Origin of the sequence: Plantibacter sp. RU18, from assembly GCF_050613355.1 — a bacterium.
In the GTDB taxonomy this organism is placed as follows: Bacteria; Actinomycetota; Actinomycetes; order Actinomycetales; family Microbacteriaceae; genus Plantibacter.
Map to the genome: position 1 here is coordinate 2,233,859 of NZ_CP159618.1, position 18,356 is coordinate 2,252,214.

Annotated in this window: 18 protein-coding genes; 11 read left to right on the forward strand and 7 right to left on the reverse strand. The window is 67.5% G+C overall.

Annotated elements, in window-relative coordinates:
• Positions 1-28 precede the first annotated feature (28 nt).
• The gene (locus ABMA10_RS10770; RefSeq protein ID WP_431031491.1) at positions 29-808 is read right to left on the reverse strand and encodes a DUF1684 domain-containing protein; all 780 of its coding nucleotides are present in this window, start codon (positions 806-808) and stop codon (positions 29-31) included.
• Between the two features lie 130 nt (positions 809-938).
• Between ABMA10_RS10770 and ABMA10_RS10775 the strand changes: the two genes are divergently transcribed.
• Positions 939-1,403: a GNAT family N-acetyltransferase gene (locus tag ABMA10_RS10775; RefSeq protein WP_347866642.1), complete on the forward strand. Its 465-nt coding sequence runs from the start codon at positions 939-941 to the stop codon at positions 1,401-1,403.
• 26 nt (positions 1,404-1,429) lie between these two features.
• Here ABMA10_RS10775 and ABMA10_RS10780 read toward each other — a convergent pair whose 3' ends face one another.
• The 3 genes from ABMA10_RS10780 to ABMA10_RS10790 all read right to left on the reverse strand — a co-directional run bounded on the left by ABMA10_RS10780 (position 1,430) and on the right by ABMA10_RS10790 (position 3,192).
• Positions 1,430-2,167: a GTP pyrophosphokinase gene (locus ABMA10_RS10780; protein ID WP_431031492.1), complete on the reverse strand. Its 738-nt coding sequence runs from the start codon at positions 2,165-2,167 to the stop codon at positions 1,430-1,432.
• A 111-nt stretch (positions 2,168-2,278) separates the two neighbouring features.
• Entirely contained in the window at positions 2,279-2,734 is a 456-nt protein-coding gene (locus tag ABMA10_RS10785) for a VanZ family protein (RefSeq protein WP_347866640.1), read from the reverse strand.
• Positions 2,735-2,820: 86 nt separating this feature from the next.
• The gene (locus tag ABMA10_RS10790) at positions 2,821-3,192 is read right to left on the reverse strand and encodes an RNA-binding S4 domain-containing protein (RefSeq protein WP_347866639.1); all 372 of its coding nucleotides are present in this window, start codon (positions 3,190-3,192) and stop codon (positions 2,821-2,823) included.
• Positions 3,193-3,266: 74 nt separating this feature from the next.
• On the opposite strand from ABMA10_RS10790, the gene ABMA10_RS10795 reads away from it, so the two are divergent.
• The 4 genes from ABMA10_RS10795 to ABMA10_RS10810 all read left to right on the forward strand — a co-directional run bounded on the left by ABMA10_RS10795 (position 3,267) and on the right by ABMA10_RS10810 (position 5,963).
• Positions 3,267-3,953, forward strand: a complete 687-nt coding sequence (locus ABMA10_RS10795) for a CDP-alcohol phosphatidyltransferase family protein (protein WP_347866638.1) — start codon at positions 3,267-3,269, stop codon at positions 3,951-3,953.
• On the forward strand, positions 3,946-4,467 hold the full coding sequence (locus ABMA10_RS10800) for an FHA domain-containing protein (protein WP_347866637.1): 522 nt from the start codon (positions 3,946-3,948) through the stop codon (positions 4,465-4,467). Before ABMA10_RS10795 ends, ABMA10_RS10800 begins: the two co-directional genes overlap by 8 nt.
• Positions 4,467-5,171 carry a transcriptional regulator FtsR gene (gene ftsR / locus ABMA10_RS10805; protein WP_347866636.1) on the forward strand — a complete coding sequence of 235 codons (705 nt, stop codon included), beginning with the start codon at positions 4,467-4,469 and terminating at the stop codon, positions 5,169-5,171. The genes ABMA10_RS10800 and ftsR overlap by 1 nt, the downstream gene beginning before the upstream one ends.
• Before the next feature lie 243 nt (positions 5,172-5,414).
• Positions 5,415-5,963, forward strand: a complete 549-nt coding sequence (locus tag ABMA10_RS10810) for a MerR family transcriptional regulator (protein WP_347866635.1) — start codon at positions 5,415-5,417, stop codon at positions 5,961-5,963.
• Between the two features lie 164 nt (positions 5,964-6,127).
• Here ABMA10_RS10810 and ABMA10_RS10815 read toward each other — a convergent pair whose 3' ends face one another.
• Positions 6,128-7,009 (reverse strand): ParA family protein, encoded by an 882-nt coding sequence (locus ABMA10_RS10815; protein ID WP_347866634.1) that lies wholly within the window; start codon positions 7,007-7,009, stop codon positions 6,128-6,130.
• A gap of 73 nt (positions 7,010-7,082) precedes the next feature.
• Between ABMA10_RS10815 and ABMA10_RS10820 the strand changes: the two genes are divergently transcribed.
• The 3 genes from ABMA10_RS10820 (at position 7,083) to ABMA10_RS10830 (ending at position 12,541) form a co-directional block, all read left to right on the forward strand.
• A complete protein-coding gene (locus tag ABMA10_RS10820) occupies positions 7,083-10,490 on the forward strand; it encodes a pyruvate carboxylase (RefSeq protein WP_431031493.1) in 3,408 nt (1,135 codons plus the stop codon).
• A 193-nt stretch (positions 10,491-10,683) separates the two neighbouring features.
• Positions 10,684-12,033 carry a MinD/ParA family ATP-binding protein gene (locus tag ABMA10_RS10825; protein WP_347866632.1) on the forward strand — a complete coding sequence of 450 codons (1,350 nt, stop codon included), beginning with the start codon at positions 10,684-10,686 and terminating at the stop codon, positions 12,031-12,033.
• 16 nt (positions 12,034-12,049) lie between these two features.
• Positions 12,050-12,541, forward strand: a complete 492-nt coding sequence (locus ABMA10_RS10830) for a peptide deformylase (RefSeq protein ID WP_347866631.1) — start codon at positions 12,050-12,052, stop codon at positions 12,539-12,541.
• Between the two features lie 124 nt (positions 12,542-12,665).
• Here the strand turns inward: ABMA10_RS10830 and ABMA10_RS10835 are convergent, their stop codons facing one another.
• The gene (locus ABMA10_RS10835; RefSeq protein WP_431031494.1) at positions 12,666-14,495 is read right to left on the reverse strand and encodes an AMP-dependent synthetase/ligase; all 1,830 of its coding nucleotides are present in this window, start codon (positions 14,493-14,495) and stop codon (positions 12,666-12,668) included.
• A 188-nt stretch (positions 14,496-14,683) separates the two neighbouring features.
• Between ABMA10_RS10835 and ABMA10_RS10840 the strand changes: the two genes are divergently transcribed.
• The 3 genes from ABMA10_RS10840 (at position 14,684) to ABMA10_RS10850 (ending at position 17,814) form a co-directional block, all read left to right on the forward strand.
• Entirely contained in the window at positions 14,684-15,637 is a 954-nt protein-coding gene (locus ABMA10_RS10840) for an ROK family glucokinase (RefSeq protein ID WP_347866629.1), read from the forward strand.
• A gap of 27 nt (positions 15,638-15,664) precedes the next feature.
• Complete coding sequence (locus ABMA10_RS10845) at positions 15,665-16,354, forward strand: lysophospholipid acyltransferase family protein (protein ID WP_347866628.1); 690 nt, start codon at positions 15,665-15,667, stop codon at positions 16,352-16,354.
• A 113-nt stretch (positions 16,355-16,467) separates the two neighbouring features.
• Positions 16,468-17,814 (forward strand): class II 3-deoxy-7-phosphoheptulonate synthase, encoded by a 1,347-nt coding sequence (locus ABMA10_RS10850; RefSeq protein ID WP_347866627.1) that lies wholly within the window; start codon positions 16,468-16,470, stop codon positions 17,812-17,814.
• Positions 17,815-17,951: 137 nt separating this feature from the next.
• Here the strand turns inward: ABMA10_RS10850 and ABMA10_RS10855 are convergent, their stop codons facing one another.
• Entirely contained in the window at positions 17,952-18,353 is a 402-nt protein-coding gene (locus ABMA10_RS10855; RefSeq protein WP_347866626.1) for a VOC family protein, read from the reverse strand.
• Positions 18,354-18,356: the final 3 nt, after the last annotated feature.

The following is an 18,356-nucleotide window of genomic DNA, read 5'->3' on the forward strand; positions in this document are numbered from 1 at the left end:
TGCTGTGGGGCGCTAGCGCTGTGGGGTGTCAGAGGGTGTAGACGTCGAAGCCGTCGGTGAAGCGGACGAAGCGTTCTCCGGCGAGGACGTCGCCCGGAAAACGGTTCTGGGCGGGCGGCATCGGGCAGTTGTACTGGACCGAGAAGCCGCAGGGCGGCACGAAGGCGCGGTTGAAGTCGAGCACGACCTCGCCGGCGGTACCGAATCCGCCCTCGTCGGCCCGCTGCACGAAGAGGAACCGGCCCGATCCGTAGGTGCCCGTCTCGTCGTCTCGACCGTTCGTCGCGTCGCCGAAGATGAGGAGCAGCGTCCCGCCGTCGTCGAAGGCGCTCATCGTGTACCGGGTTCCGTCCCGGGTGAAGGTGATGTCGCCGGGGACGACGAGTTCGCGGGAGCCGCCGTTGTCGCGGATGTGCTCGAAGGGCACGGTCCGTGAGCCGGCGACCGGGGTGAACTGCGCGGCCTGCACCCAGGACGGGTCGAACGCGAACGTCGGGATCTCGTCGAAGGCGCGGATCGCCGGGGCATCTGCGTCCCAACGGCGGATGCCGACCTCGGTGGCACCGGTGTCGAGGTGCGTGCGCTGCAGCGTCGTCACGGTCACCGTCGCCGGCTGCTCGGCGGCGAGACGGGCGGCCGCCGCCTCGATCGTCTCGGGAGTCTCGTCGTTCAGCCAGCTGGTCTCGACGAGGGAGAGGTTGCCGGTTGGCCCGGTGACGGATGCCCGGCGGCTCGAACGCCAAGCGTCGTGGGCAGTCTGTGCGTCCGGCTCGGTGGCGGTGTGCGGGTGCTGGGAGGTGCTCGGCATATCTCGATTCTCCGGAGAACGACGGGCGGGTCCCAATCGTGTGTCCTTCGGAGTCCAGCTCGTTCGGGGGGAGAACTATTCCCGACATCTGCCGCATAGTACCCGATCACGTGTGTGCGAGGATTTCCTCATGAACGCCAGGCTCGTCCCAATGCCCACCGACCGTCTCCGAGGATGGATGCTGGCAGCGAACGCCCAGTACCGGATTGAGCGCATCGAGGCCGGCGAGACCGAGGCGGAGGCGACGGCGAAAGCCGCGCAATCGCTCGCGGACACCTTCCCGGCGGGCCGGATGCAGGTGGGTCATCTGGTGTTCGAGGTCATGGTCGACGAGGTCCCGGTCGGTGTGCTGTGGATCGGTCCGCGCAGCACCAGCCAGCCTGACGAATGGTGGATCTGGGACGTCGAGATCGACGAGGCGCACCGTGGTCGAGGGTTCGGACGCCGCGCCATGGAACTGGCGGAGACCGCAGCACAGGAGCAGGGCGCCAAGACGCTCGGCCTGAACGTGTTCGGTTTCAACCGGGTCGCTCGCGGGCTGTACGAATCCCTCGGGTACGAGACGATGGCCGTGCAGATGCGTAAAGCGCTCTGAGGTCGTTCGTCCCGGTCCGACGGCGATCACAGGCCGTCGATCAGCTCCGTCATGACGCGGTCCGCGAGTGAGGGTGGCTTCGGGTGGCCGTCTGCGGTAGTCCGTGACGGCGTCGCGGCGTCCAGCGCGAGGACCTCTCCGTGGAGATGCTCCATCTTGGCGTCGAGCCGCGAGGCTGCTTCGGCGGCGTGCTTGAGCTCTGCGAGCAGGGTGTCGGGGACGGCCTTGTCGTACTTGTAGTAGATCTTGTGCTCGAGGCTCGCCCAGAAATCCATCGCGATCGTGCGGAACTGGATCTCGACCGGAACCTGCACGACGCCGTCGGACATGAACACCGGGACCTCCACGATGACGTGGAGGCTCTGGTAGCCGTTCGGTTTCGGGTGCGCGATGTAGTCCTTGACGCGCACGACGGTGATGTCCTGCTGACTCGTCAGCAGCTCGAACACCTTGTACGTGTCGGAGATGAAGCTGCACGTCACCCGGACGCCCGCGATGTCCGTGATGTGCTCGCGGATGTCGTCGATGTCCTGACCGTACTGTTTCCGCTCGATCTTGCCGATGATGCTCTCCGGCGACTTCAACCGGGAGCTGATGTGCTCGATCGGGTTGTAGTCGTGGATCTGGCTGAACTCCTCTTTGAGGATGTTGATCTTGGTCGTGATCTCATCGATCCCGAACTTGTACAGCATCATGAATCGCGTGAACTCGTCCTTGAGGCGCTTCAGCTCCTCGAGGTTCTCCGACGACGATGGTCCGCTCATGATGTTCCGCTCCAGCTCTGCTTCTCCCGGGCCGATGGCCCGCTGGCACTCTACTGACATGGCCTTGGAGCCTCTCCCAGCCAGCTGTGAATCCGTCCCCGCGCTCAGACTTCAGTGCTGCAGTACCGGTCGGCGGCGGGCTGCCGCCTGCAACCGACGAGCACGTCCCGCGGTGAGGACGAGACCGACGACGACACCGGCGATGGCGCCGGTCGTGTTCGCGACGAGGTCGCGGGTGTCGCTCACCCGGCCCGGGATCATCAATTGGATGGTCTCGATCCCGACGGTGAGCGTCGCGGCGGCCAGGATCGCGAGCCACCAGCGCCGCCGCCCGAAGAGCAGGAGGAAGAAGACCCCGATGGGAATGAACATCGCGATGTTCGCGCCGAACTCCACGCGGTCATAGGTGATCCAGGACGTGGCCTCAGAGCGTGACAGGACGTCGATCACGCGGTAGACGAGCCGCTCCGTCGCTCCGTCGAAGGGTCGAGGGCCGAGCGTGACGAACCCCACGAGCGCGAGGTACGCGACAGTGAGGGTGCTGAGCACGGGGTGGCGACGGAACATCGTCACAGGATGCCTGAACCACCTTGGTGAGACTTGAGCGTTCCCTGGGTGCTCCCGATGCGTTGGCGATGAACGAGCGCGCCGGGTCAGTGGCCGCGCAGGCGTTCGATGTCTCGGCGTTCGCGTTTCGTCGGCCGACCGGCCCCGCGGTCGCGGACGGCGACGACCTGACGCTCCTCCGGGGTCGGGAGCGGGGGAGAGCGGTCGATGAGGCAGTCGGCTGCCACTTCAGCGCCGACGCGTTTGGCGATGAGGCGGCGCACCTCCACGATGCGATCGAAGCCGGCGACGCGGAGTCGCACCTCATCGCCGATCCGGACCGGCTGCGCGGGCTTCGCCCGTTCACCGTTCACCCGCACATGCCCCGCTCGGCATGCCGTCGCGCCCGCAGAGCGCGTCTTCGTGAGCCGCACGGCCCAGATCCACGCGTCGACGCGGACGCTCGAGGTGCTCTCCATCCTCCGACTGTAGAGCAGCCCCGCCGCCGGTCCGCGATCGTTGGCGACGCCCGTGCCGTCGGTAGACTCTGACCGTGGGTGAGGACGTGGAGCGCGGAGTACGGACCGGCGAGGACCGCGTGGTCACGGTGCCCAACGCTCTGAGTGCCTTCCGCCTCGTGCTGGTCCCGGTCTTCCTGGTGCTCCTGCTGCAGGGGCAGGACCTGTGGGCGCTCGCGACGCTCGCGTTCTCGGGTTTCACGGATCTGCTCGACGGCTGGGTGGCGCGCCGATTCGACCAGATCACCAAGCTCGGCCGCCAGCTCGACCCCGCTGCCGATCGGCTGTACATCATCGCCGCGCTGCTCGGTCTCGCGGCTCGTGGGCTCATCCCGTGGTGGCTGCTCGTGGTCGTGCTCGGCCGCGACCTGCTGCTGCTCGGTCTCGCGGTCGTGCTGCATCGCTCGGGGCGTGCGGTGCTCCCCGTGATCCGCGTCGGCAAATGGGGGACGGCGCTGCTCTTCATCGGTCTTCCGGTGCTCATGCTCGGGCAGGCGTTCCCGCTGATCTCCCCGGTCGCGACGCCGATCGGATGGGCCTGCTCGATCGTCGGTGCCGTCCTGTATTGGTGGGCGGGTTTCCTCTACCTCCGTCAAACCGTCGAGATCGCGGGGCGTGCGCGCCGGAAACCTCACGATTCCTCCCTACCACCCTCGACCGGGCGGCTCGACAGGGACGCCACATCGGATACGCTTGACGGAGAGGAGGTCGACGGTGGCTGAGCACGATGAGAAGAATCCCGCGACCGGGGCGTACACGCCGGGAGCTGCCGAGGACGGCACCCCGACGAACGGCTCGGATGAGCGCGAAGTCGACACGACCCTCACCTTCGGTGAGGACCTCGGAGCAGCCCTTGCGGCCATCGACTCCGACGTCACCGCCGAAGAGCATGAGGCCATCGCAGCGCTGCCCTCCGGGTCCGCACTGCTGATCGTGCGACGCGGCCCGAACGCAGGCGCTCGTTTCCTGCTCGACGCCGACGTCACCACGGTCGGGCGTCACCCCGAGGCCGACATCTTCCTCGACGACGTCACGGTCTCGCGCCGGCACACCGAGTTCCACCGTCACGGCACGGCGTTCGAGATCCGCGACCTGAACTCGCTCAACGGCACCTACTTCGACGGCATCCGCATCGACAAGGCGATCCTGCGGGATGCGGCAGAGGTGCAGATCGGTAAGTTCCGACTCACCTTCTACGCTTCTCGGATCGACCTCGCATCGCAGCTGGGAAGCTAGTGGCGGCTGCCAGCGCTGAGGCGCGAGGCGACGGAGCTCCGCTGCTCGGTATCGGCCAGGTGCTCGCGCGGCTCACGCCGGAGTTCCCCGAGTTGAGCAACTCGAAGCTCCGCTTCCTGGAGGAGCAGGGTCTCGTGTCGCCTGCCCGCACGAAGTCCGGCTACCGCAAGTTCTCCGGTGACGATCTCGAGCGTCTCCGCCTCATCCTGTCCATGCAGCGAGACCACTACTTCCCGTTGAAGGTCATCCGCACCTACCTCGTCGAGGTCGACGCGGGCCGATCCCCGATGTTCCCCGGCACCGGCCAGGCTGTCGGCTCGCCGTCGATCCACCCGAGCGCCAGGCGTCTCTCACGGAACGAACTCATCCGTGAGGCCGGCGCCACGCCCCTGCTGTTCAACGACGCGGTCAGCGCGTCGCTGATCCTGCCGGCGGAGAGCTACGGCGACGACGTCGCCTCGCTGCTGCGCATCCTCGTCGAGCTGCAGCGGTCCGGGATCGAGCCGCGTCACCTCCGCGGCTTCCGAGCCTCCGTGGAGCGTGAGGTCGGGTTGATCGAGAGTGCCCTGAGCGCGGTCGCGAAGCGGAACGACGCGGCCGGTCGAGCTCGTGCAGCGGACCGGTCGCTCGAGATCGCCGCAGCGCTCGAAGGAGTGCGGTCGAATCTCGTCCGTTCGGCGCTCGAGAGACATCAAACCTCCTGACCCGCGGGTTCGGGCGTAGACTGCCCTCATCCACCACGGCACGCCCTGGCACCCGGTCCACCACGGACCGCTCAGTCACGGTCAGGTCACGGTTCGATCACTCGCCACGACACGCCGCCGCTTTCGGACGGATGTCGCAGCGTTGGGGCCACCGGATCGGTAGCGTGGTGGGAGCGACAAGCCGTCACGACGTCCCCGTCGAGACCACGCAGATGCCGCATCGAACATCGAGGAGAACCAGACATGAGTGAACTCAGTCGCGACAGTGCGTCACGATACGGTGACCTCGGGCTGCTGTTCACCGATGGTCTGCCCGAGCTCGAAGACGGCCAGGGCTATCGCGGGGCGATCGCCGCCCGTGCAGCCGGCATCAGCTATCGCCAGCTCGATTACTGGGCGCGCACCGGCCTCGTGGAGCCGACCGTGCGAGGCGCTTCCGGCTCCGGCACCCAGCGTCTCTACGGTTTCCGCGACATCCTCGTCCTCAAACTCGTGAAGCGACTGCTCGACACCGGCATCTCCCTCCAGCAGATCCGCACCGCCGTCGATCAGCTCCGAGAGGCGGGGATCGTGGATCTCGCGCAGACCACGCTGATGAGTGATGGCGCGAGCGTGTACCTCTGCACCTCCAACGACGAGGTCATCGACCTCGTCAGCCGCGGACAGGGCGTCTTCGGCATCGCCGTCGGCAAGGTCCTCCGCGAGGTCGAGTCCACCCTCATCGAGTTCGACGCGCAGGCCAGCGACCCGCTCGACGAGCTTGCAGCGCGTCGTACCGCCCGCACTGCCTAGGGCGCACTCCGCACCAGCACGTCACCCTCTCGCAGAGTCCGGCTCGTCGAGCGCGCTTCCGTGCGCGAGTGCTTTCCCGGCTGTCGGGCGCGCTCCCGCGCCCCGAGCTTGTCGAGGGGCATCATGGACGCCACCCGAACCCAGGGGCGGAGGCTCGACTGTTGTCAGTCCTCGGTCGTCGAAGCGGCGTCGATCGCCGCCGGGCTGACCGTGTTGCTCGCCACCGCGGCCGGCTCCGGGGGAGCACCGTCGGCATACTCGCCGACGCGTCCGGTGCGGAGCACTCGATCGAGGAGCGAGTCGAAGTTCTTCGCCATCTCCTGAGCGGTGTCGCCGGGCCAGACGTGCACGGGCTTCGCTGCGCCCTGCGCCTGCTGGAGAGAGGTGCGCTCGAGCAGCTGCGGGTTGAGGATGAGGGGGCCGAACATGTCGCGGAGTTCCTTGATGCGGAACTGGTGCTCCATCGACTGCGGGCGGACCCGGTTCACGATGATGCCGAGCGGCTGGAGCCTGGGGCTCAGTCCGCGACGGATCTCCTCGACGGCACGCAGGGCGCGGTCTGCGGCGGAGACGGAGAACAGGCCGGGCTCGGTCACGACGGCGACACGGTCGCTCGCAGCCCAGGCCGTGCGGGTGAGGGCGTTGAGCGAGGGGGCGCTGTCGATGAGGACGAGGTCGTACTCCTCCTCGACGTGGGCGAGAGCCTCTTCCAACCGCCAGATGTCACGGATGCTCGGGTGCGGGCCGTCGAAGTTGATGGCCGACGGGCTGCCGATCATGACGTCGATCTTGCCGGGGTGGATCTTCGTCCAGCCGCTCGCCACGATCGCCTGTTCGACGATCTTCTTCTTCGGCGAGGTCAGGACATCGGTCACCGTGAGGTGGCCCGCGACGTCGACGGCCATACCCGTGGAGACGTCCGACTGGGGGTCGAGATCGACCACCAGAGTGCGGATGTCCTTCGAGAACGCGGCGGAAGCCAGGCCAAGGGTGACGGTGGTCTTGCCGACGCCCCCCTTCAGGGAGCTAACGCTGAGTACATGCACAAGGCACAACGTTACCTTGACTAGGCTAGGTAATCTCAACGTTTGCTGAGTTGGCTGTTGTGGGAAGGGTTCCATGTTCAGGAAGATTCTTGTCGCCAATCGCGGAGAGATCGCCATTCGGGCGTTCCGTGCCGCGTATGAGCTGGGGGCGAAGACGGTTGCGGTGTTCCCCTATGAGGACCGCAATTCGATGCATCGGCTGAAGGCCGATGAGGCTTACCAGATCGGCACAGAGGGTCACCCGGTCCGGGCTTACCTCGACGTCTCGGAGATCATCCGGGTCGCGAAGGAGTCCGGTGCCGACGCGATCTACCCCGGCTACGGGTTCCTCTCCGAGAACCCCGAGCTGGCAGAGGCCGCTCGTGCTGCAGGGATCACCTTCATCGGTCCGCCGTCGTCGGTGCTCGAGATGGCTGGCAACAAGGTCACCGCGAAGGAGCACGCCATCGCTGCGGGCGTCCCGGTGCTGAAGTCGACGCCCGCGAGCCGCGACATCGAGGAGCTCCTCGCCGGCGCAGCGGACATCGGATTCCCCATCTTCGCCAAGGCCGTCGCCGGTGGTGGCGGGCGCGGGATGCGCCGGGTCGACACGCCCGAGGAACTGCGCGGCGCCCTCGAGGCGGCCATGCGCGAGGCTGACAGCGCCTTCGGCGACCCGACGATGTTCCTCGAGCAGGCTGTCGTGCGTCCGCGCCACATCGAGGTCCAGATCCTCGCGAGCGCAGACGGCGAGACCATCCACCTCTTCGAGCGCGACTGCTCCGTGCAGCGTCGCCACCAGAAGGTCGTCGAGATCGCTCCCGCTCCGAACCTCGACGAGGACGTCCGTCAGGCGATGTACCGCGACGCCATCACGTTCGCGAAGTCCATCGGCTACGTCAACGCCGGCACGGTCGAGTTCCTGCTGGACACGGCTGGTGAGCGCAAGGGCGAGCACGTCTTCATCGAGATGAACCCGCGTATCCAGGTCGAGCACACGGTCACCGAGGAGGTCACCGATGTCGACCTCGTGCAGTCCCAGATGCGCATCGCGGCGGGCGAGTCGCTGAGCGACCTCGGCCTCACCCAGGACTCGCTGCACCTGCGCGGCTTCGCCCTCCAGTGCCGCATCACCACCGAGGACCCGACCGCCGGGTTCCGGCCGGACACCGGCAAGATCACCACCTACCGTTCGCCGGGAGGCGGCGGGATCCGCCTGGACGGCGGCACCGTGGCGTCCGGAGCACAGATCAGCCCCCACTTCGACTCCATGCTCGCGAAGCTCACGTGCCGCGGACGCACCTTCGAGGCAGCGGTCACCCGCGCCAAGCGGGCTCTCGCCGAGTTCCGCATCCGAGGCGTGTCGACGAACATCCCGTTCCTGCAGGCCGTGCTCGAGGACCAGTCCTTCGTCGCAGGAGACCTGAGCACCTCCTTCATCGACGAGCGCCCGCAGCTGCTGCGCGGCCATGTCTCGAAGGACCGCGGCACGAAGATCGTGAACTGGCTCGCGGATGTCACCGTGAACCAGCCGAACGGTTCGCGCCCGCCCGGCGCCGACCCTGCGGCCAAGCTGCCGGCGATCGACATCACCGCCGACGCCCCCGCCGGCTCGCGCCAGCGTCTGCTCGAGCTCGGCCCGAAGGGTTTCGCTGACGCCCTGCGTGCGCAGAAGGCCCTCGCCGTCACCGAGACCACGTTCCGCGACGCCCATCAGTCGCTGCTCGCGACCCGTGTGCGCACGAAGGACCTGCTCGCGGTGGCCCCGTACGTCTCGAGGCTCACCCCCGAGCTGCTGTCCGTCGAGGCCTGGGGCGGCGCGACATACGACGTCGCCCTCCGTTTCCTCGGTGAAGAACCGTGGGAGCGTTTGGCGTCACTGCGTCAGGCAATGCCGAACATCGCGATCCAGATGCTGCTCCGCGGCCGGAACACGGTGGGCTACACGCCGTACCCGACCGAGGTGACGAGTGCCTTCGTGCACGAGGCCGCCGCGACGGGTATCGACATCTTCCGCATCTTCGACGCGCTGAACGACGTCTCACAGATGCGTCCGGCGATCGACGCGGTCGTCGAGACCGGCACGACGATCGCGGAGGTCGCCGTCTGCTACACGGGGGACCTCCTGAACCCGGCGGAAGACCTCTACACCCTCGACTACTACCTGCGTCTCGCCGAGAAGATCGTCGAGTCCGGCGCACACGTCCTCGCCATCAAGGACATGGCCGGCCTGCTGCGACCGTTCGCGGCGGCGAAGCTCGTCACTGCCTTCCGGGAGCGCTTCGACCTCCCGGTCCACGTGCACACCCACGACACGCCGGGTGGTCAGCTGGCGACACTGCTCGCAGCGAGCAACGCCGGTGCCGACGCGGTCGACGTCGCGAGCGCACCGATGGCAGGCACCACCAGCCAGCCGTCGGCGTCCTCGCTCGTCGCGGCGCTCGCGCACACCGAGCGCGACACTGGCATCTCGCTGCAGGGGATCTCGGACCTCGAGCCCTACTGGGAGGCCGTCCGAGCGATCTACCGTCCGTTCGAGTCCGGCCTCGCCGGCCCGACCGGTCGCGTCTACACGCACGAGATCCCCGGCGGACAGTTGTCGAACCTGCGTCAGCAGGCCATCGCGCTGGGGCTGGCGGACCACTTCGAGCTCATCGAGGACATGTACGCCGCGGCGAACAACATCCTCGGTCGGGTCCCGAAGGTGACACCGTCCAGCAAGGTCGTCGGCGACCTCGCCCTGCACCTCGCCGCGGTCAAGGCGGATCCCGCCGACTTCGAGGCGAATCCGGAGAAGTACGACGTCCCCGACTCGGTCGTCGGCTTCATGGCCGGTGAACTCGGTGAGCTGCCCGGCGGTTGGCCTGAGCCGTTCCGCTCGAAGGTGCTCGCCGGTCGCTCGGTCGACATCGGCATCACGCCGATCACGCCGGAGGACCAGGCGGCTCTCGACGGCTCGTCGACGGAGCGTCGTGCCACGCTCAACCGACTCCTCTTCCCTGCACCGACGAAGCAGTTCGAGCAGCAGCGTGAGCAGTTCGGTGACCTCTCCGTCGTCGACACCACCGACTACCTCTACGGTCTCGAGCCGGGAGTGGAGCATGTCGTCGAGATCGACAAGGGTGTGCGGCTGTTCGTCGGCCTCGAGGCGATCGGAGCGGCGGATGAGAAGGGCATGCGCACCGTCATGGCCACGCTCAACGGCCAGTTGCGCCCGGTGTTCGTGCGCGACCGTGGCATCGAGGTCGACTCGAAGGTCGCGGAGAAGGCTGATTCCGCCGTGCCCGGACAGGTTGCAGCGCCGTTCTCCGGTGTCGTGACGGTCAAGGTCGCTGTCGGTGATCGCGTCGAGGCCGGTCAGCCGGTCGCATCGATCGAGGCCATGAAGATGGAGGCGGCGATCACCTCGGCCGTCGCCGGCGTCGTCGAACGTCTCGCGATCCCGGCCACCCAGCAGGTGGAGGCGGGTGACCTGCTCGTCGTCGTGAAGCCGAGCGCGTAGCTCAGGATGCTCAGCTCGGACGCCGTCCGAGGCAACCACTCATCGGAACCGGTCGTATCACCCGCTGTCGGGCGATACGGCCGGTTTCCGCGTCCCCTTACGCTGCCCGCTCGCCGTGAGTAGGCTGTGTGCCCTGAGCAGTGCCTGCGTTGTACCCGCATGAGCGTGGGCCGAACCGAGCAGGGGGCCAGCGATGTCCGAAGCACGTCAGCACGGCGATCGTCGGCACGCCCTGGTTCGCGACGCGGAGACGGGTGCGGTCGTCCCCGGGCAGCACACCGCGGCTCGGCGGGCGGTCGTCGTCACCGCCGGGATCGAGCTCCCGCCGCCTGCGCGTCGGATCATGCCGGCGGACGAGCGCGCCGTCGCGCTCGACGAGCTGCCGGTCGATCCCGCTGTCGCGGCCATCCACGGAGCAGGGACCCGGTCGATCCGCATCGTCAACGATGAAGCGGTCGACGGGTCGTCGGGCGCGGTGGTGGGGTCATTGGGGGAGTCGGTACCGTCGGATCACGTCGACGACGAGACGCTGTCGACCGGGGAACTCAGGCTGCGTGCACGACGTCGCCATGACGGGAACGAGCCGGAGCGATCCGACGAATTGACGGCCGACCGACTTCTGTCCGGGTCGAAGTCGTTGCGCATCCCGCCGAAGGGGTTCTGGCGGAGCCGGTTCTACCGGTGGTCAGGGGGCTCACTCCGGCTCAAGGATTCGAAGGAGGCTCGCGCGGAGGCCGCCCTCGACGCTCGGATCGCGAAGGCGCTCGACGGCGGCGCACGCTACGTCCCGGTGCTCACACGCAAGGGCGGCGTGGGGAAGACCACCGTGACCACGCTGCTCGGGATGGCGCTCGCCAGCACCAGGGAGGACCGGGTGATCGCCATCGATGCGAATCCGGATCGTGGGACGCTCGCCGAACGCATCGCGAAGCCCGCCAGGTACACCGCGAAGGATGTGGTGGAGCGGGCTGCGAGCCTCGGTGGGTTCACGGACTTCTCCGAGATGGTCGCCCGGGATGCGACAAGACTCGACGTCATCGCCTCCGACACAGACCCGCACCGCTCCGAGGCATTCGACGATCACGACTACGACATCGTCGCGGATCTCGCGGCGCAGCACTACTCGATCGTGCTGACCGACTGCGGAACAGGCATCGTCCACTCCGTGATGCGCGCGACCCTTCGTCGGGCGGATACGATCGTTGTCGTGACGGGTGGCAGCGTCGACGAGGCCAGGTCGGCTTCTGAGACGCTCTCCTGGCTCGAGTCGAACGGGTATCCGGAGCTCGTGCGGAACGCCGTTGTGGCGCTCAACACGGCGACGCAGGGGACCCAGCTCGTGAACCTCCGGGAGATCGAGACGCACTTCGCCTCCCGGGTCAGGCACATCGTCCGCATCCCCTACGACCCCCGGCTCGCCGCCGGAGGCCCTGTCTCGTTCCGTGATCTCAGCCCCGTCACCCGCCATGCGGCGCGCACGCTCGCCGCGCTCGTGCTGGAGGGACTGCCCGCCACGAGGAAGGTGCCCGTGCGCGACGCCTGAATGGAAGGACCCACCCATGGCGACACGCACCATCAGACTCTTCGGCGACCCGGTGCTGAAATCCCCGACGATCGAGGTCGGGGCGATCGACGACGACGTGCGGGGACTCGTGCGTGACCTCGTCGACAGTGTCGAGCTCCCAGGACGCGCGGGGGTCGCTGCCACACAGATCGGCGTCGGGTTGCGGGTGTTCAGCTACAACGTCGACGGCGTCATCGGATACCTCATCAACCCTCGGCTCGTCGAGGCGAGCGGCGACGTCGAGGAGATCGGGGAGGGTTGCCTGTCGGTTCCCGGTCTGTGGTTCCCGACCCCACGCCACCCGTACGCGCGCGCCGTGGGCCTCGACCTCGACGGCGAAGAGGTGGTCGTGGAAGGTGAGGGGCTGCTCGCTCAGGCGTTGCAGCACGAGACCGATCACCTCGACGGTGTCCTCTATCTCGACCGTCTGTCGAAGGAGCACCGCCGTGAGGCGATGAAGCAGGTCCGCGAGAGCGACTGGTTCTAGCCGACGCGGAAGGCCCGGCATCGGGCTCACGTCCTCCACAGGGCCCGCTCCACACGTCGAGCAGTCCCGCTCACCCACCCGCCCCGGCGACCGAGCAGCCCCGGTCACCGAGCTCGTCGAGGTGCTACTGCAGCGACATGCCCTGGGTCTCGGGGGAGCCTGCGCCGATGTACATGCTGTCGATCGTCTCGGCGAAGTCCTTCAGGATCACGTTGCGCTTGATGCTGAGCTTCGGCGTGAGGTGGCCGCTCGCTTCGGTGAGCTCCTCGTCGAGGATGACGAACTTGCGGATCGACTCCGCGCGCGACACCTTGGTGTTCGCCTCGTCGATCGCGCGCTGCACCGCAGCGAGCACCGCCGGGTTTCTCGCGGCCTGCGCGGCGGTCATCGTGCCGTCCTCGCCGTTGTTCGCGAGCCAGGTCGGCAGCATCTCGGTGTCGAGCGTGATGAGCGCGCTGATGAACGGCTTCTGGTCGCCGACGACGACGAGCTGACCGACCACGGGGGTCGCGCGGATCGGGTCCTCGAGCGCAGCCGGTGCGACGTTCTTCCCGCCCGCGGTGACGATGATCTCCTTCTTGCGTCCCGTGATGGTGAGGAACCCGTCACTGTCGAAGGAGCCGATGTCTCCGGTGCGGAACCAGCCGTCGTCGAAGGCCTCTGCGGTGGCTTCCGGGTTCTTCCAATACTCCTTGAACACGTTGATGCCGCGGACCTCGACCTCGCCGTCGTCGGCGATCCGGAGGGAGACCCCGGGCAGTGCCGGTCCGACGGTGCCGATCTTCGACTTCTTCGCGAGGTTCACCGAGGCAGGAGCCGTCGTCTCGGTCAGGCCATAGCCCTCGAGGATCACGATGCCGAGCGCATGGAAGAAGTGACCGAGCCGAGGTCCGAGCGGCGCGCTGCCCGAGACCGCGTACTGCACGCGTCCGCCCATTGCGGTGCGGATCTTCGACAGCACGAGACGATCAAGCACACGGAACTTGACCGTGAGCCCGAACGGCACTTTGCCGGCCTCGAGCGCCTTCGAGTAGGCGATGCCGGTCTCGGCCGCGGCCCGGAAGATCTTGCCCTTGCCACCGGCCTCGGCCTTCTGCTCGGAGGAGTTGTAGACCTTCTCGAAGACACGGGGGACCGCGAGGAGGAAGGTCGGCTTGAAGGTGCCGAGCGAGGGAAGCAGTTGCTTGGTGTCGGGTTGGTGCCCGGTCTTCACGCCGGAGTGGACACAGAGGACCGCGATGAAGCGCGCGAAGATGTGCGCGGTCGTGATGAAGAGGAGCGTGGATGCGCCCGGGGTGGACACGACCTCTTTCAAGGCGACGGCGGAGTTCCGTGACAACTCGACGAAGTTCGAGTGGGTGAGCACACAGCCCTTCGGGCGGCCGGTGGATCCGGAGGTGTAGATGAGGGTGGCCATGTCGGAGCCGACCGCGAGGTTGCGGCGGCGCTCGATCTCCTCGTCGCTGATGTCGGTTCCGGCGGCTGCGATCTTGTCGAGGTCGCCGAGGTCGATCTGCCACACGCGGGCGACGGACGGAAGGTCGCCGTGTACCTCGTCGAAGCGGGCGAACTGGTCGGGGGTCTCGACGATGACGCTCGTCGCCCCGGAGTCGCTGAGGATCCACTGGACCTGGCTCGGTGAACTCGTCTCGTAGATCGGGACGAGGAGGGCGCCGGTGAACCAGACGGCGAAGTCGATGAGGGTCCACTCATAGCGCGTCTTGCACATGAGGCCGATCTTGTCGCCGGGCTCGATACCCGAGGCGACGAGGCCCTTGGCGAGCGCGACGACCTGCGCGTGGAACTCCGCGGTGGTCACATCCACCCACTCGGAGCCCCGTGGGACGGCGAACAGGGCGGCGTTCGGGGCGGCGGCGAGTCGTTTCACGAGCAGGTCGGTCGCGTTGGCGGACGGGTCTGCTGCGACGACTGCGGGGACGTCGAACTGTTCCACGGCAACTCCTTCGGTACCAGGGTCGGCAAGATGTCCGTCCATCCTAGGGCACCGGGATTTGACGGGTTTCTGTGGCGCGCAGACGCTCAGTAGACTCGACTGCGGCGCGCCGACGGGCGGTCGACTCCCTGTGGAGCCGACACTCGACGGCCGCATCGAGCACATCAGCAGAGGGAGACGGCACAGCAATGGCCAACGCGATCGGGATCGACATCGGCGGAACGAAGATCGCGGGCGGTGTCGTCGACGACGACGGCCGGATCCTCGCCGCTGGTCGCACGCCGACGCCGGCCACGGATCCCGATGCCATCATCGAGGCGGTCGTCGAGATGGTCCGATCACTCGATGACGGGACCATCAGCAGCGTCGGGGTCGCTGCGCCGGGATTCTTCGACGCGAACCGCTCGACGGTCTACTACTCACCGAACATCGCATGGCGGAACGAGCCGCTTCAGGCCCGCCTGGCGGCGCGTCTGCCGGACAAGATCGTCACGATCGAGAACGATGCGAACGCCGCCGGCTGGGCGGAGTTCCGCTTCGGTGCCGGGCGTGACGAGCGCAGCATGGTCATGGTGACCATCGGCACGGGTGTCGGTGGTGCGATCGTCCTCGACGACCGTCTCCTGAAGGGTGGCTTCGGCAGTGGCGCCGAGCTCGGTCACATGCGCCTCGTCCCCGACGGCCTGCCCTGCGGCTGCGGTGCCCGCGGCTGCGTCGAGCAGTACTGCTCCGGCACGGCGCTCCTCCGACTCGCGAACCAGGCTGCAGACGCAGGCGGCGACGGCGCCGCGCTCGCCCGTGCCCGCGACGCGGCAGGCGGACTCCTCAACGGTCACCATGTCTCCGCCTTGCTCGAAGCAGGCGACCCCGGGGCGCTCCGCTGCCTGAGCGGTCTCGGTACGCACCTCGGCGAGGCGCTCGCGAGCTTCTCGGCGATCCTCGACCCCAACGTCTTCGTCATCGGCGGGGGAGTCGCACAGGCTGGCGAGCTGCTGCTCGATCCCGTGCGGCAGGCGTTCCTCTCGCACCTTCCGGCCCGGGGCTTCCACCCGGAGCCGACCTTCAGCATCGCGCAGCTCGTCAACGACGCTGGCGTGATCGGCGCTGGCGACCTCGCCAGGAGCACCATCGTCGTCGCCTAGCGGTCGACGGGAAGCGGGAGCAGCACGATGTTCTACTGGTTCATGAAGTACCTGGTGGCCGGACCGATCCTGAAATCGATCTTCCGTCCCTGGGTGATCGGCGCTGAGAACATCCCGGAACACGGTGGTGCGATCATCGCCAGCAACCATCTGTCGTTCATCGACTCGGTCATCCTGCCGTTGTGCGTCGACCGACGGATCTCCTTCCTCGCGAAGAGCGAGTACTTCCGCGGGAAGGGCTTCGGCGGCTGGGCGACGAAGACCTTCATGCTCGGTACCGGCCAGCTCCCCATCGACCGCTCCGGCGGAAAGGCCTCGGAGGCGTCGTTGAACACCGGCCTCGCCGTGCTCGGCGGTGGCAACCTCCTCGGCATCTACCCCGAAGGCACCCGCAGCCCTGATGCGCGCATGTACCGTGGCCGCACGGGTGTCGCGCGCATGGTGCTCGAAGCGGGAGTCCCCATCGTGCCGATCGCGATGATCGACACCGAGAAGGTCATGCCGATCGGCTCCAAACTCCCGCGGATCCGCCGCATCGGCATCGTCATCGGCAAGCCGCTCGACTTCTCGCGCTTCGAGGGGATGGAGGGCGACCGCTTCATCCTGCGCAGTGTCACCGACGAGCTGATGGTCGAGCTCCGACGCCTGTCGGGCCAGGAATACCGCGACGTGTACGCCACGAGCGTCAAGGAGCAGGTCGCCACACCGTGGCGCTAAGCTGACTAGCCGGGCCGCGATTGCGGCCCGATCCCTCCGAGACGCGCTCCGGAGTGCGTCACCGGTCCGAGAGAAACAGGAAATCCGTGTCCCACGCTACAGAACCAGTCGTCATGGCCGAACCTTCGGTGATCGCCGGGCTGGACTATTGGCGTGAGCTGCCGATCAAGCAGCAGCCGTCGTGGCCGGACCAGGCAGCGGTGGAGCGTGCCTCCGCCGAACTCGCCACGCTCCCGCCCCTCGTCTTCGCCGGCGAGGTCGACATCCTGCGCGATCGGCTGGCCCGTGCCGCGAGCGGCAACGCGTTCCTGCTCCAGGGCGGAGACTGTGCTGAGACCTTCGCCGGCGCGACCGCTGAACAGATCCGCAACCGTGTGAAGACCGTGCTGCAGATGGCCGTCGTCCTCACCTACGGTGCATCGATGCCGGTCGTGAAGATGGGCCGGATGGCAGGTCAGTTCGCGAAGCCGCGCTCCAACGACTCGGAGACCCGCGGCGACGTCACGCTCCCGGCGTACCGCGGTGACATCGTCAACGGATACGACTTCACGCCGGAGTCCCGGACCGCGGATCCGGCTCGTCTGGTGAAGGGGTACCACACCTCTGCATCGACGCTGAACCTCATCCGTGCGTTCACGCAGGGTGGCTTCGCGGACCTGCGCGAGGTCCACAGCTGGAACAAGGGGTTCGCAGCGAACCCCGCCAACCACCGGTACGAGGGACTCGCGCGCGACATCGATCGTGCCATCAAGTTCATGGAAGCGGCCGGTGCCGACTTCGATCAGTTGCGCGGTGTCGAGTTCTACTCGAGTCACGAGGCCCTGCTCATGGACTACGAGCGTCCGATGACGCGGATCGACTCCCGCACTGGTACGCCGTACAACACCTCGGCGCACTTCGTGTGGATCGGTGAGCGCACACGCGAACTCGACGGCGCGCACGTCGACTTCCTCTCACGGGTGCGCAACCCGATCGGTGTGAAGCTCGGGCCGACCACCTCTGCAGACGACATGCTCCGCCTCATCGACAAACTCGACCCCGAGCGTGAGCCCGGCCGTTTGACGTTCATCACGCGCATGGGCGCCGGGAAGATCCGCGACGCACTGCCGCCGCTGCTCGAAGCGATCAAGGGTGCTGACGCGACGCCGCTGTGGGTCACGGACCCGATGCACGGCAACGGGCTCACGACGCCGACCGGCTACAAGACGCGTCGTTTCGACGACGTCGTCGACGAGGTGAAGGGCTTCTTCGAGGCGCACCGGGCAGCGGGCACCCACCCGGGCGGGATCCACGTCGAGCTCACCGGCGATGACGTCACCGAGTGCCTCGGCGGTTCGGAGCAGATCGACGAGGCGGCCCTCGCGACGCGGTATGAGTCGTTGTGCGACCCGCGACTCAATCACATGCAGTCGCTGGAGCTCGCGTTCCTCGTCGCCGAGGAGCTCGCAGCCTCGAAGTAGCACGACACGCAGAAGCGCCCGCCATCCGGTTCATCCCGGTCGGCGGGCGCTTTCGTGTCGCGCTTCGACAGCCCGTCCACCGGACCCCGTTCGCCGAGCCGACCCCGTTCGCCGAGCCTGTCGAGGTGCCGACCCTCTCACGCCTGCGAGACGCGGACCATGTTGCCGGAGGGATCACGGAACGCGCAGTCGCGCGCACCCCAGCCCATCTCCTTCGGCTCCTGCAGCACCTCCGCGCCGGAGGCACGGACCGACTCGAATGTGGCGTCGAGGTTGTCCGCGCGAAAGACCAGCATGGGCAGCATGCCCTTCGTGAGCAGGAGTTGGAGTGCGTCGCCGTCCTCCTGCGAGCGTCCGGCGTGCGGCTCGGACAGCACGATGTCGAGCCCTGGCTGCGCGTCGCTCCCGAGGGTGACCCACCGGAAGCCGCCGTTGGCGACATCGTTGCGCAGCTGGAGGCCGAGGGCCTCGCCATAGAAGGCGATGGCCTGGTCGACGTCGTTGACGGTGATGTTGCAGTACTGGAGTGAGATCGTCATGTC

What these genes read in the sequence shown, in the direction of transcription:
- ABMA10_RS10770 (WP_431031491.1), bottom strand. Translation starts at nt 808, where the DNA reads ATGCCGAGCACCTCCCAGCACCCGCACACCGCCACCGAGCCGGACGCA.
- ABMA10_RS10775 (WP_347866642.1), top strand. Translation starts at nt 939, where the DNA reads ATGAACGCCAGGCTCGTCCCAATGCCCACCGACCGTCTCCGAGGATGG.
- ABMA10_RS10780 (WP_431031492.1), bottom strand. Translation starts at nt 2,167, where the DNA reads ATGAGCGGACCATCGTCGTCGGAGAACCTCGAGGAGCTGAAGCGCCTC.
- ABMA10_RS10785 (WP_347866640.1), bottom strand. Translation starts at nt 2,734, where the DNA reads ATGTTCCGTCGCCACCCCGTGCTCAGCACCCTCACTGTCGCGTACCTC.
- ABMA10_RS10790 (WP_347866639.1), bottom strand. Translation starts at nt 3,192, where the DNA reads ATGGAGAGCACCTCGAGCGTCCGCGTCGACGCGTGGATCTGGGCCGTG.
- ABMA10_RS10810 (WP_347866635.1), top strand. Translation starts at nt 5,415, where the DNA reads ATGAGTGAACTCAGTCGCGACAGTGCGTCACGATACGGTGACCTCGGG.
- ABMA10_RS10820 (WP_431031493.1), top strand. Translation starts at nt 7,083, where the DNA reads ATGTTCAGGAAGATTCTTGTCGCCAATCGCGGAGAGATCGCCATTCGG.
- ABMA10_RS10825 (WP_347866632.1), top strand. Translation starts at nt 10,684, where the DNA reads ATGTCCGAAGCACGTCAGCACGGCGATCGTCGGCACGCCCTGGTTCGC.
- ABMA10_RS10830 (WP_347866631.1), top strand. Translation starts at nt 12,050, where the DNA reads ATGGCGACACGCACCATCAGACTCTTCGGCGACCCGGTGCTGAAATCC.
- ABMA10_RS10840 (WP_347866629.1), top strand. Translation starts at nt 14,684, where the DNA reads ATGGCCAACGCGATCGGGATCGACATCGGCGGAACGAAGATCGCGGGC.
- ABMA10_RS10845 (WP_347866628.1), top strand. Translation starts at nt 15,665, where the DNA reads ATGTTCTACTGGTTCATGAAGTACCTGGTGGCCGGACCGATCCTGAAA.
- ABMA10_RS10850 (WP_347866627.1), top strand. Translation starts at nt 16,468, where the DNA reads ATGGCCGAACCTTCGGTGATCGCCGGGCTGGACTATTGGCGTGAGCTG.
- ABMA10_RS10855 (WP_347866626.1), bottom strand. Translation starts at nt 18,353, where the DNA reads ATGACGATCTCACTCCAGTACTGCAACATCACCGTCAACGACGTCGAC.